The organism is Herpetosiphon sp. NSE202 (genome assembly GCF_042688385.1).
GTDB lineage: Bacteria > Chloroflexota > Chloroflexia > Chloroflexales > Herpetosiphonaceae > Herpetosiphon.
Genome location: NZ_JBHUPY010000017.1, coordinates 191,722 through 203,708 on the forward strand (window position 1 = coordinate 191,722; position 11,987 = coordinate 203,708).

Annotated in this window: 13 protein-coding genes; 5 read left to right on the top strand and 8 right to left on the bottom strand. The window is 54.1% G+C overall.

Features of this window, described 5'->3' with window-relative positions:
- Positions 1–32 precede the first annotated feature (32 nt).
- A complete protein-coding gene (locus ACFMKP_RS20240; RefSeq protein WP_382294512.1) occupies positions 33–1,484 on the top strand; it encodes a PepSY-associated TM helix domain-containing protein in 1,452 nt (483 codons plus the stop codon).
- Positions 1,485–1,496: 12 nt separating this feature from the next.
- On the opposite strand, the gene ACFMKP_RS20245 is transcribed toward ACFMKP_RS20240, so the two are convergent.
- The 6 genes from ACFMKP_RS20245 to ACFMKP_RS20270 all read right to left on the bottom strand — a co-directional run bounded on the left by ACFMKP_RS20245 (position 1,497) and on the right by ACFMKP_RS20270 (position 5,985).
- Entirely contained in the window at positions 1,497–2,630 is a 1,134-nt protein-coding gene (locus tag ACFMKP_RS20245; protein WP_382294514.1) for a hypothetical protein, read from the bottom strand.
- Positions 2,631–3,374: 744 nt separating this feature from the next.
- Positions 3,375–4,007: an acetyltransferase gene (locus ACFMKP_RS20250; RefSeq protein WP_382294516.1), complete on the bottom strand. Its 633-nt coding sequence runs from the start codon at positions 4,005–4,007 to the stop codon at positions 3,375–3,377.
- Positions 4,007–4,624 carry a sugar transferase gene (locus tag ACFMKP_RS20255; RefSeq protein WP_382294518.1) on the bottom strand — a complete coding sequence of 206 codons (618 nt, stop codon included), beginning with the start codon at positions 4,622–4,624 and terminating at the stop codon, positions 4,007–4,009. The genes ACFMKP_RS20250 and ACFMKP_RS20255 overlap by 1 nt, the downstream gene beginning before the upstream one ends.
- 9 nt (positions 4,625–4,633) lie before the next feature.
- Positions 4,634–5,074, bottom strand: coding sequence for an SRPBCC family protein (locus ACFMKP_RS20260; RefSeq protein ID WP_382294520.1), 441 nt, complete (start codon positions 5,072–5,074; stop codon positions 4,634–4,636).
- A 9-nt stretch (positions 5,075–5,083) separates the two neighbouring features.
- Positions 5,084–5,491 (bottom strand): pyridoxamine 5'-phosphate oxidase family protein, encoded by a 408-nt coding sequence (locus ACFMKP_RS20265; protein ID WP_382294522.1) that lies wholly within the window; start codon positions 5,489–5,491, stop codon positions 5,084–5,086.
- Positions 5,488–5,985 carry a pyridoxamine 5'-phosphate oxidase family protein gene (locus ACFMKP_RS20270; RefSeq protein ID WP_382294524.1) on the bottom strand — a complete coding sequence of 166 codons (498 nt, stop codon included), beginning with the start codon at positions 5,983–5,985 and terminating at the stop codon, positions 5,488–5,490. The genes ACFMKP_RS20265 and ACFMKP_RS20270 overlap by 4 nt, the downstream gene beginning before the upstream one ends.
- A gap of 39 nt (positions 5,986–6,024) precedes the next feature.
- On the opposite strand from ACFMKP_RS20270, the gene murJ reads away from it, so the two are divergent.
- The 3 genes from murJ to ACFMKP_RS20285 all read left to right on the top strand — a co-directional run bounded on the left by murJ (position 6,025) and on the right by ACFMKP_RS20285 (position 9,263).
- The gene (murJ, locus tag ACFMKP_RS20275) at positions 6,025–7,524 is read left to right on the top strand and encodes a murein biosynthesis integral membrane protein MurJ (RefSeq protein ID WP_382294526.1); all 1,500 of its coding nucleotides are present in this window, start codon (positions 6,025–6,027) and stop codon (positions 7,522–7,524) included.
- Positions 7,521–7,943, top strand: a complete 423-nt coding sequence (locus ACFMKP_RS20280; RefSeq protein ID WP_382294528.1) for a YqaA family protein — start codon at positions 7,521–7,523, stop codon at positions 7,941–7,943. Before murJ ends, ACFMKP_RS20280 begins: the two co-directional genes overlap by 4 nt.
- Before the next feature lie 144 nt (positions 7,944–8,087).
- Entirely contained in the window at positions 8,088–9,263 is a 1,176-nt protein-coding gene (locus ACFMKP_RS20285; RefSeq protein WP_204757210.1) for an ArsA family ATPase, read from the top strand.
- Between the two features lie 319 nt (positions 9,264–9,582).
- Here the strand turns inward: ACFMKP_RS20285 and ACFMKP_RS20290 are convergent, their stop codons facing one another.
- A complete protein-coding gene (locus ACFMKP_RS20290; protein ID WP_382294530.1) occupies positions 9,583–10,074 on the bottom strand; it encodes a DinB family protein in 492 nt (163 codons plus the stop codon).
- Between the two features lie 2 nt (positions 10,075–10,076).
- A complete protein-coding gene (locus ACFMKP_RS20295) occupies positions 10,077–10,574 on the bottom strand; it encodes a DinB family protein (RefSeq protein WP_382294531.1) in 498 nt (165 codons plus the stop codon).
- A gap of 159 nt (positions 10,575–10,733) precedes the next feature.
- On the opposite strand from ACFMKP_RS20295, the gene ACFMKP_RS20300 reads away from it, so the two are divergent.
- On the top strand, positions 10,734–11,981 hold the full coding sequence (locus ACFMKP_RS20300) for a glucose-1-phosphate adenylyltransferase (RefSeq protein ID WP_382294533.1): 1,248 nt from the start codon (positions 10,734–10,736) through the stop codon (positions 11,979–11,981).
- Positions 11,982–11,987 lie beyond the last annotated feature (6 nt).

Genomic DNA, 11,987 nt, shown 5'->3' on the forward strand with positions numbered 1-11,987 from the left:
CAAATTCTTCTACCAAAACGAGGTTTTTTAAAATGACGACGACAACCACCAACGCTGAAACAACCAGTGACGACCGGCGGGCGCAATCGGTTTTTTATCGGGCAATTTGGCGCTGGCACTTTTACGCAGGCCTGTTTGTTGTGCCCTTGATGATTGTGCTGGCGGTATCTGGCAGCATTTATCTGTTCAAGCCGCAACTTGATCGTTTGATGTATGGCGATTTGATGAATGTGGTGCATACTAGCGGCTCGGCCCAGAGCTACACGAGCCAAGTTGCTGCCGCCCAAACTGCCTATCCTGCGGCCAGCGTTGGCAAAATTCGCCCAAGCGATGCCCATGATCGCAGTACTGAAATTAGCATGAGCACCAGCGATGGGCGCAACTTGACGGTTTTTGTCAATCCCTATACCAACCAAGTGCTTGGGGAGCGCGACGAAGATTGCAACTTGCAAACGGTTGCTTTGAAATTGCACGGCGAGTTGCTAATTGGCACCGTTGGCGATCGAATTATTGAATTGGCTGCCTGCTGGGCGATTTTGCTCACGCTTTCGGGAATTTACCTGTGGTGGCCGCGCTCGAAAAGCGGCATCTGGGGCACATGGTTGCCACGTTTGCGTAGCAAAAACAAACGCATTTTCTGGCGCGATTTGCACGCTGTGCCAGGCATGTATGCTTCGTTGATTGTGCTGTTTTTGCTGATTACGGGCTTGCCTTGGACTGGCTATTGGGGCGAAAACTTTGCCAATATTTCGAGCAAATATCCCAACCAGCTCTGGAGCAATATTCCCGAATCAACGGCCTTAACTGGCAGCCTCAACACCACGACCGATAAAGTTGTGCCATGGGCGGTTGAGCAAGCGCCATTACCGCAATCGAATAGCGATCACGCGGGGCATCAGGGTAATGGGGCTGGTGCGCCAGTGCCAAGTAGCGCCACCGAAGGCCCGCAAGCTGCCACGCCAGTTACGCTCGATTCGGTGATTGCGGTGGCCAAAGCGCGCGGCGTGATTGCCAGCTTTACGGTTACGCCGCCAAGCAACGCAAAAGGCGTGTACACCATCGCAGCGGTCGCCAACGATCCTGCTGATGAAGCGACAATTCACGTCGATCAATATAGCGGCGCAATTTTGGCCGATATTCGTTGGCGCGATTATGCCTTGGTTCCCAAAGCAGTCAGTATGGGAATTTCGCTGCACGAAGGCAAATATTTTGGCTTGCCCAACCAACTTTTGGCCTTATTTGGCGCGCTGACGGTGTTGCTGCTTTCAGTTTCGGGCGTGGTGTTGTGGTGGAAACGCCGCCCTGCTGGGCGCTTGGGTGCGCCAAATCTACCAGCCAACTTTCCGCATTGGAAGCCTGTGCTGTTGCTGGTGGCGTTGGCGAGTTTGGCCTTCCCCTTGGTTGGCGCATCGCTATTGTTTATGCTGGTGTTGGATCTGACGCTGTTTCGCTTTGCGCCCCGCTTGAAGCAGCGCTTTGCCTAATTGCACGCATGGTTAGGGCAGTTGTGGCTCGTTACTTTGGTTGCGGGCAAAGCGATCGAGTACGCGCCGCAACACGCGCAAAGCCAATTCCATTTGCGGCACAGAAAGCAAGCGGGTTTCGTCATCTGGCTGGCGGAAGCCCGCTGCCGTGCCATCAGATTTAAGCCCAACGACGCTGATGGCGTGATAGCCCAAGGCCAAAAGGCGGGCGCTATCAAGCCGTTCACCACGATAGGCCGAGCGAATCAGCGGCGCGCTGGCAGATTGCAGTTCGTGGAACATTTTGGCCAGTTGCTGATCGGGCTTGCGCTCGCGCCACAACCCTTCGCCAGCCACAATCGTCAAATTGCCGCGCCCAAGCCATGGCAAATTGATAAACCACGTTTCGTCTTTGGGGAAGGGATAGCTGTTGAGCAGGGCTTGAACACCCGAGCCTGCGGCGGCTCCTGCGCCGAGGGCCACGACCCACAACTCAACATCATCGCGTTGCGGCCAATCGGCGGCGAGGGCAATTGCGGTTCCAACAGCGGCGGCATCAACCGCGCCAACCGTCCATTCTGCCCGCGATTCGCGCCGTAGCACAACCAATAAACACACCAAGAGCAACAAAGCAGGAATTAATAGCACACTATGCCAAGCAGGCAGAAAAATAGCAATCCCAAGCGCGACTAAGCCCAAACTAAAGCCAAATGGAATGCTGATTAGCCAGACCCGCAGCCAACTAGCCCGCCGTGGCGTGAGCATGCGTGGCGAATCAAGATGACATAACAACACGATGCGTGCGCGTGGGGTGCGGCTAGCAGCCCGAGTGCCAATTACATTTTGGCTGGGGCGTTGGCGCAATAAACTAGCCAAAACTGGCGGGCCATGTAATTCGCGCACAGCCAATAATAGCACCAGCACCAGCAAGGCGATTGAAGGATAGGGCAACCACCAGCCCAAGCCAAGCGCCACCAAACCAATGCCAGCCAGCAAGCCTAAGCCTGCGCTGGGCGCAGCCGCAGCCGAGAAAGTTTGGACTCCAACTTCGAGGCCAACTTGGCGCATTTGGGCCGCAATCACCGCTGCGGCGCGCGCCTCGGCAGTTGAAGTTGCTGGCCGCTCGCCAATTTCGTCGGCGAGCGTGCCGGTAATTCGTTGTTGCACAGATTGTTCGCTCATTTTAACTAAGGCTATTTGAGCCCGTGAAGCGAGCAATTTTTTCTGAGTTGCCATCGCAACCCCCACAGGCAAAATCGTCAATGATTGATCGCAGCCTTCGCTTCTCTGGTCAACCCACAGGCTGGGGGCCATGCTCTATTCTACACATAATCGTACTATTCGTGAAATTTAGCAAGCGCCAATGCTCCTATCTTTGAAGCTATTGGCTATTGGCTAACAGAAAGAATGAAGGATGAGGGATGAGGGATGAGGGGCTAAAATCAAAAGGCAGAATGCAAAAGGCAAAATGGGGTCGGGGTCTAGGGGCCAGGGGTCGGAGGTTCAGTGGTTAAACATTAAACACATCGCAGCAGAGGATGTGTGGCTATGGGCTGATGGCTATGGGAACAATCATCTGAGCTAATCTGTGGCAAAAACGGACATGCCCTCACCCCTAGCCCCTCTCCCACTGCACGCGGGCGAGGGGAGCACTGACTGGTTGGTTCCCCCTCGCCCGTTCGACGGGAGAGGGGGCTAGGGGGTGAGGGGATCAGGCCATGGTTAACGCAATAAACCATTACATATAGGCTATTGGCTTTAGGGATGATCTGTGGCCAACGAAAAGGATGAAGGATGAATTATGAGGGATGAAATTTGAAGCCTAACGCCCAAAGCCAATAGCCATTTTCCTTCGCGCTCTTCGTGCTCTTCGCGGTTTCCGTCCTTCGTGCCCTTCGTGTCCTTCGTGGATCAGATTAACAAGCGCGTTGGTACGCCAACTGCCTTGGCATGGCTTGGCAGATCGCGAATAACCACAGCTCCTGCTCCTATCACCGTCCATGCGCCAATGCTGCGACCTTGAATAACATTCGCGCCCATGCCGAGCGCCACGCCTTCGCCAAGCTGGCAATTGCCCGCTACCCGCGCGCCTGGGTTGAGGTTGGAAAATGCGCCAACAGTGCTATCGTGGCTGACGCTGGATCCAACATTGACGATGCTATGTGGGCCAATGCTGGCTAACGGGCCAACAACCACGTTGGGAAAAAGCATTGCACCTGCTCCAATTGTGGCATGCGGTGAGATGATTGCATACGGCGAGATCGCGCTAGCAGCGTGCAACTCTGAGCCAAATTGGTGGGCAATTCGCTGGCGGGTGGCATTATCACCAATCGCGATAATGACGCTAAATTGGGCCAAACGAGTTGCCAGCCAAGCAATGGGGCCTAAAATTTGAATGCCAAGGCTGGTTGTGCCATGTTGGCTGTGATCATCGGTGAGCATGCCGTGCAGTGGGCCGCCTTGGCCCGCCGCATGTTGGGCCTGCACAATTTCGCCAACTTCGCGGGCATGGCCACCAGTGCCCACAATAATCACTGGGCGCACTATTTGCCTCGCAAATCTTTGGCCACACCATCGCGGCCATAAATGCCAACGGGCCGCACGATTGCACCGATTGTACGCCACAGAATTAGCAGATCGAGCCGCCAACTCCAATGCTCAATATACCAACAATCAAGCTCAATGCGGGCTTCCCAAGCGATGTCGTTGCGGCCATTGACTTGCGCCCAACCAGTGATACCTGGTCGAACCGCCAAGCGTTGGCGCTCTGCAGGCGTATAGCGCGCTACTTGTTCGGGCAAGCTAGGGCGCGGGCCGATTAAGCTCATCTCACCACGCAGCACATTCACTAATTGCGGTAATTCGTCGAAGCTCCAACGGCGCAGCCATTGGCCAACGCGAGTAATGCGCTGATCGTTGTGGGCGATTTCGAGGCCTAAGCCTTGGCGTTCTGCATTAACAACCATGGTGCGAAATTTATAGAAGGGAAATTCATGCCCAGCCAGCCCAACCCGTGGGCGATTGTAGAAAATCGGGCCACGCGAAGTCAATTTAATTGCGCCAGCAATCAGCAGCAACAATGGGCTAAGCAGCACGAGTGCCAATCCAGCCACAATCAAATCAAACCAGCGTTTACTTGAAGCGAGCGGCGATGGTTGCATAGCTATCCTTTAGCTTAATGCCAAGCGTTCGATGCGGCGCAAGGCTTGCTCAAGCTCGCGGGTAATTTCGTTTTTGACCATGCTGATCGGCACAACTTTGGCGGCTGGGCCTAAAATTGGCTTGAGATCGAAGCTTAGGCTGGCATGAACTTTGGTGCTATTGGCTTGGGGATGAAGTTGCCAATGGGCCACAATCGGCAAGGGTTGTTCGGCTTCAAAACGAATCGATTGTTGCTCGATCGTGCTAAATGTTCCTTGGGCCGCCTGCGTGCCAAGGTGCGCGCCAAAATCGAAATAGGCAGTTAATGGCTGCGCAGCGCTGGTTGGCTCGCTGACTTCAACGCGGGCAATTTGCGGCAAAATGCGCGGCAAATTGTGCGGATTGGCCAAGAGTTGCCATAATTCGCTGATTGGGCGGCGTAGCTGGCGTTCGCGGGTCACGGTGATCATCGGCGCTCCTTAGCTTTTATGGCGGCCTTGGATCGCCGCTAGCTCTAATGAAAAGGCTTGAATTGGGGCGTTTGGTCGCCATTGTGGCCAATTGCGGCCATAGCGTGCGGCCAAGGCCACCAGCGCAATGCTGCTATCGGCCAAGGGCTGGGCGCTGGCTTCGGCCACGACTGAGCGAAACGTCCAATTAGGGTTGATTTGATCAGCTTCGATGCACCAGCCAGTGGGTTGGTGTTGCAACAGTTGCGCCAAACGGCCTGCTGCCCGCAAGGCGATTAGTAGGGTTTGATCGCGGCGTACAAAGGCCAAAGGCACTGCATAACTGGCCTCGCGTGCTTGATCAAAGCCAGCGATGCGCAGCACTTGCAGCTCATCGAGCAAGGATAAGGCTTCTGCTGGCGCTAAAATACGCATCATAGGCCATGCTCCCAGTGTCGTCCGCCGATGCGTTCGATCTGAATGCAGCCCGTGGTGGCTTGGCTAATCGTATTGATGACAGCGCGTGGCCCAGCTTTCAAGGCTTTGCTTGCTTGATCGAGAATTTGTTGCCAAAAGCCAGTACCATATTTGAAGGCCAGCAAGCGGGTGGCATGGGCGTATTCTGCGCCAAGCGGCACATCGCGGTAACGGCCCCACACAAAAACGCTGGTTGAGCCAGTTGGCTCAAAGGCATCTGCTTGCAAGCCAACGCCTTGCGGATAGCGGCGCAACAAATTAAGCTTATGGCCTGGTTGGGTTGCAAAATAAATATGCGGCGCTTCGCAGACGAAAAATAGCGGCGCAAGGTTGCTTTGATTGCGGGCATGATCGTGCGTCGCCAAGCGTCCGACCGAGGCTTTGGCTAAAAATGCCCAAATCTGGGCCGCATTGAGGCGCTGCCCATCGCTTAATTGTTCGGTTTGGTGTTGCATAATGTCAATTATACGAGCAATTTGATTAAATGAGTATCTATGAAGCCTGCAACCATCGTTCGAACCTCACTGATTCTGATCGCCGCCACAGCTGCTTATAAAGTGCTGGGTTTTGCTGAAAAGCTTGCTTTAGCCCACTTTTTTGGCACCAGCACCACCGCTGATGCCTATTTGGCGGGCGCGGCGGTTGTTTTGCTAATGGGCTTTTTGTTGGGCGATATTGCTGGCCCAACCTTAGTGCCGATGATTTTGCACGATCGAGCGGCTAGCCCACGCACGCTGCGTGCCAGTTTGGGCTTGGTTGGTTTGGCGGCAGTGCCATTAACCTGCTTGGGCTGGCTTTACGCCGTGCAATTGGCGCGCTTATTTGGGCCTGGCTTCGACCAACCAACCTTGCTGATGACCGCCAAAATTATTCGAATTGGCTTGTTGGCCTTTCCGGTGATGTGTTTTTCGGCGGTGCTAGGCGCTTGGTATCAAGCCTTTGAGCAATTTACGCGCCCAGCTTTGGCCGATTTGATGTTGAAATTGGTGCCAGTAATTGCCTTGTTGGCAACCGGCAGCGTCTATGGCTTGGCATGGGGCTTGGTGGTGGGCGCAGTGTTGCGATTAATTCCTTTGTTGCAAGCAGATGTGCCGTGGTTGCCAAGCTGGCGCTGGCGGGGAGCGCAACTAACAACGGTTTTGCAGCATGCGTATCCATTATTATTAACCTCGCTGGTGTCGGTGCATTTGATTAGCGTGATTGAGAATGCCATTGCTTCGACGGTTGGCGCAGGCGCGGTTGCGGCCCAAACCTATGCGCGGCGAATTGTCGAAGTGCCGATTATTTTGTTGCCGCAAGTGCTTGGGCGGGTGCTGTTTCCCATTTTGACGGGCTTGGTATTGGAGCGCAATTATCAGGCCTTGCAACATTGGTTGGCGCGCTGTTGGCGTTGGTCGTTGCTGCTAACTCTACCGCTGATGGTCTTGGGTATGGTTTTGTGTCAGCAGATTGTGGCCTTGTTACTGCAACGCGGCGCATTCGACCAACAATCGGTGCAGATGACCAGCACAGCACTGTGGGCGGCTTTGCCCGGCTTGCCAGCCTTGGCCCTCAGTACCTTGTTAATTCGCTTCAGCTATGCGATGGGCGATACGCGCTGGCCCAGCGTGATGCGGGTGCTGGGCGCGTTGCTGCAAATTGGCTTGGCCTTGTGGTGGCGGCGTTGGGGCTTGACTGGGCTTGGTTGGGCCACAACTGTTTCGTTATGGGCCGAAACCTTGGCCTTGGCATGGCTGGCCCAAAAAACTGTGCAGCAACCAATGGGCCTGAATTGGCGTTTTACTTGGCAGGTTGGTTTTGCCAGCGGCGTGGCTGGCGTGGCGGCGTGGCTGGTGATGCAGACTTGGCAGCCAAGCAGCACTGCTAGCTTATTACTGAGTTTATCGAGTGCCTCGCTGGTGGGCTTGATCGGCTTTATGCTGATTTTGGCATTAGGTCGAAATGCGGAAATTGGCTTGCTCTGGCAGCGGTGGCAACAAGGAAAAATTCAATGATTTGGCTCTATTTGAGTTTATTTGGGGTTAGTTTTTTGGCGGCAACAGTCTTGCCTCTTGGTTCAGAGGCAGCCTTGGCCGCAATGGTCGTGCATGCTGAATCGTTGTGGTTGCCGTTGTTGGTTGCCACACTGGGCAATGTGCTTGGCTCGGCTACGACGTTTTGGCTTGGGCAGCGCGCGCGTCACGTTATCGATCAGCGCAATCGCAAAATGGCTGAACGCATGCAACGAGCAGAGCGTTGGCTTGGGCGTTGGGGCACGCCAGCCCTGATTTTGGCCTGGTTGCCAGTGATTGGCGATGTCTTGGTGGCAGTGGCAGGAGCCTTGGATCTGCCGTGGTTGCCAAGTATGGCGTGGATTACGCTTGGCAAGGCGTTGCGTTATGCAGCAATTGGCGCGGCAGTGCTGTGGGTTTAATCCAAAACCCAAGCTAGCCTCTTTGCGTAGTAACGATATGCGATAATAAATACAGGCTGCAACTACCCAGTTGACCATAACGTCCAAAGCAGCAGTGCAGCGAGCGATTCGTGTATTCTCGCAATGCAGCGAAAGGAACATACAATGCGTTTGATTTTATATCTTGGCAAGGGTGGCGTTGGCAAAACCACAACCGCAGCGGCAACCGCCGTGCGAGCGGCGCGCATGGGCTATCGAACCTTGGTCGTCAGCACCGATGTGGCTCACTCCTTGGCCGATGCACTTGATTGCCAAGTTGGGGCTAGCCCAACCCAACTGAGCGATAACCTCTGGGCGCAAGAAATTAATGTTCTGGAAGAAGTGCGCCAACACTGGGGCGAGTTGCAAGGCTTTGTTTCCAATTTGCTCAAGCGCAAGGGTGTAAACGAAGTTGCCGCCGAAGAATTAGCGGTGATTCCAGGCATGGAAGAAGTTGTCAGCTTGTTGCATATTCGCAAGCAGGCCAAAGAGGGCAACTACGATGCGGTGATTGTTGATGCAGCGCCAACTGGCGAAACTGTGCGCTTGCTGACCATGCCCGAAACCTTCACTTGGTATGCTTCGCGGGTAATGCAATGGGAAACCAGCACCATGAAAGTGGCCAAGCCCTTGATTCGGGCTTTGGTGCCAGCCTCAGATATGTTCGATACCTTGCCACGCTTTGTTGAGCAGGTCGAAGCACTCCGCGCAACCTTGGCCGATCCCAAGATTAGCTCCTATCGCTTGGTGGTCAACCCTGAACGCATGGTCATTAAAGAGGCGCAGCGGGCAGCAACCTACTTGGCCTTATATGGCTATCCGGTCGATGGCGTGGTGCTCAATCGGGTGATGCCAAGCGATGTGCGTGGCCATAGCTTTATTGAGCAAATGCAAGAAGTGCAGGCCAGCTATCGCGCTCAAGTGCACGATATTTTCACGCCGCTGCCAATTTGGGAAGCGCCAATGTACTCGCGCGAAATTAAAGGCCTCGATGATTTGGCCGATGTAGGCGCGGCGTTGTTTGGCGATCGTAATCCGCTTGATGTGTTTTACGTGGGCAAAACCATGGACATCACCAAGCAAGGCGATCAATATGAATTACGCTTGCCCTTGCCACACGTCGAAGTCAACAAAGTTAATATGACCAAACGTGGCGATCAGCTGTTTATTGAAATTGGCAACTTCCGCCGCGAGATGATTTTGCCGACGATGTTGGCTGATCGGCCAGCTTTGCGCGCGGTGTTTCGCAATGGTGAGTTGGTGGTGCAATTTGGTGCGCCAGCGCCACTTGAAACTGCGTAAATTGTTGTTCCCTCACCCCCCAGCCCCCTCGCCCACGAAAACGCGGGCGAGGGGGAGCACGCGTTTTTTACTAAGAATTGCGTATTGAAACTGCGTAAATTGTTGTTCCCTCACCCCCCCAGCCCCCTCGCCCACGAAAACGCGGGCGAGGGGGAGCAATTGTTTTCACCACCAATCATGCAAAAACCACGAGATTAAAGCCCCTCGCCCGCGTTCAGTGGGCGAGGGGTTGGGGTGAGGGAATTCTAAACAGATCCTTCGCGTTCTTCGCGGTTGCCGTAACCTGAACCCTAACTACTGATCCCTGACCCCTCATTTGCTATTCAGCTTGCAACAAAATCCGCGTAATCTGCTCCATATGAATCAGATCGTGACCTGTTACCTGCATCAAGGCATCGGCCAACGAGAATGCGCCCAGCTTGGCGTGGGTTCCTTGGCGTTGCCATTGCTCAGGGCTGAGGCTCTGGAAAAACTCCACATAGCGGGTGCGCGAAACACATAATTCAGCATAGACGGCGTGCAAATCGCTGGCGTTATAGTTGCGTTCGCTGGCTAATTGATCGGGGCTGTAGCTTTGAAACAGCGGATTATCCTGCTCAACAATGCTCGTGGCGCGATCTTGAAAAATCTGGTCGTAATCGCGCAAGTGGCAGACAACTTCGAGCACTGTCCAGCCATCAGCGCCATCGCGCAGGGTTGTGGCTTGTTGCTGGCTGACGCGGGCCAAAATATGGCCCAAAGTTTCGAGCGTGCGGCTCATCAGGGGCACATGCCAGCGCAACATCGAATTAATTAAACTGGAATCAGGCATGGCTATTGCCCCTTTGCTTGCAACAAAATGCGGCTGATTTGCTCAAGGTGAATCACATCGTGAATGCCGACTTGCATGGCTGCATCGGTGAGCGAAAAGTAGCCGCGTTCTGGGTGCGTGCCAGCTTTTTCCCATTGTTCAGGCGTGAGCGCTTGGAAAAAAGCAATAAAGCGGGGGCGTGATTCCTGCAAGGCTGCGTAGACGGTACCGAGATCGTTGCTGTTGTAGTTGCGCTCGATCACCATGGCTTCGTGGTCGTAGCCTGGCAGCAACGGAAAATCCTGATCGCGCATCATCAGCGCTCGTTCGAGAAAAATCTGGTCGTAATCGCGTAAATGGCACAGCACTTCGACCACAGTCCAGCCATCGGGGCCATCGCGCAAGCTGGTGGCTTGGGCTTGGCTGACGTTGCTGAGCACATGGCCCAGCGTATCGAGGGTCAATCGCATCAGTTCGATATGCTTTTGACGGACTAAGGCCAATTGATCATGGTTGCTCATAGGGATTTCCTCGTAACACACCAATACCTGCTAAGCATAGCAAACTCTAGCAGTTTTGAGTCTACTCAATTTGGCTGAAATGCGTTGCTAGAAGCTGGCGTGAGGACGGGCGAAATTGAGTATAATGGTGCGCGAATCCCCGGTACCAAAGGAGGTTCTATGCGCGTAGTCGCGATGATTATGGCTGGCGGTGAGGGGACACGCTTAAGCGTGCTATCCGAAAAACGCGCCAAGCCCTCGGTTCCATTTGCTGGCAAGTATCGCATTATCGATTTTACGCTTTCCAACTGTGTTAACTCCAATATTTTCGATGTTGCGGTGCTCACTCAATATCGGCCTCATTCGCTCAACGACCATATAGGCATTGGCAAGCCTTGGGATCTCGACCGTAATCGCGGCGGGGTTCGCTTGCTCCAGCCCTATCAAGGTCGCGATGATCAGAGTTGGTATAGCGGCACTGCCGATGCCATTCTGCAAAATATCAATTACATCCGTGAACAACGTGCAGACCTGGTGCTGATTCTCTCAGGCGACCATATTTATAAGATGGATTACCGTGAGTTGATCGCCACCCACTTGGCCAAAAACGCCGATCTGACGGTGGCGGTGATGCACGTTTCGCTCGAAGAAACTGATCGTTTTGGGATTATGACGGTCAACGATAGCGATCAGGTTGTCGAGTTTACCGAAAAGCCCAAAGCTCGCGATAAAGGCACGTTGGCCTCGATGGGCATTTATGTATTTGATGCTAAACGCTTGGTCGAACGCCTGCGCGAAACCAGCAGCCAATATCCAAATCTTGATTTTGGCAAGCATGTCATCCCCACCATGATCGCCAACGACAATGTGTACGCTCACCCCTTCTCAGGCTATTGGGTCGATGTGGGCACAGTGCAATCGTATTGGGAAACCAGCATGGAATTGCTTGATCCCGATTGCACGCTCGATTTGTTTGATGCAGAGTGGCGGATTCACACTCGCTCCGAGGAACGCCCGCCCGCCAAATTCGGCCCGCAAAGCAAAGTCGAAGGCTCGATGATTTGCAATGGCTGTGTGGTACGCGGCACGGTTGAGCATTCGGTGCTTTCGCCTGGGGTCTATGTTTCACCCGGCGCGGTGGTGCGCGATTCAATCGTCATGACCGACACCTGGATTGGCCCCGGCGCGGTCCTTGATCGGGTGATTGTCGATAAAGATGTGGTGATTGGGGCCAATGTGCAACTTGGGGTTGGCACTGAGAACGTTCCCAATCGTTTGCAGCCCGATAAACTAACCACGGGCATTAGCATTGTTGGCAAGGGTGCGCATATTCCCGCAGGCATTAGCATTGGCCGCAATGTTGTGATTCCATCCGATTGCGATGAAGACCGCTTCAACGGCGATGTCGCCAGCGGCGAATCGATCTAGTGCTGG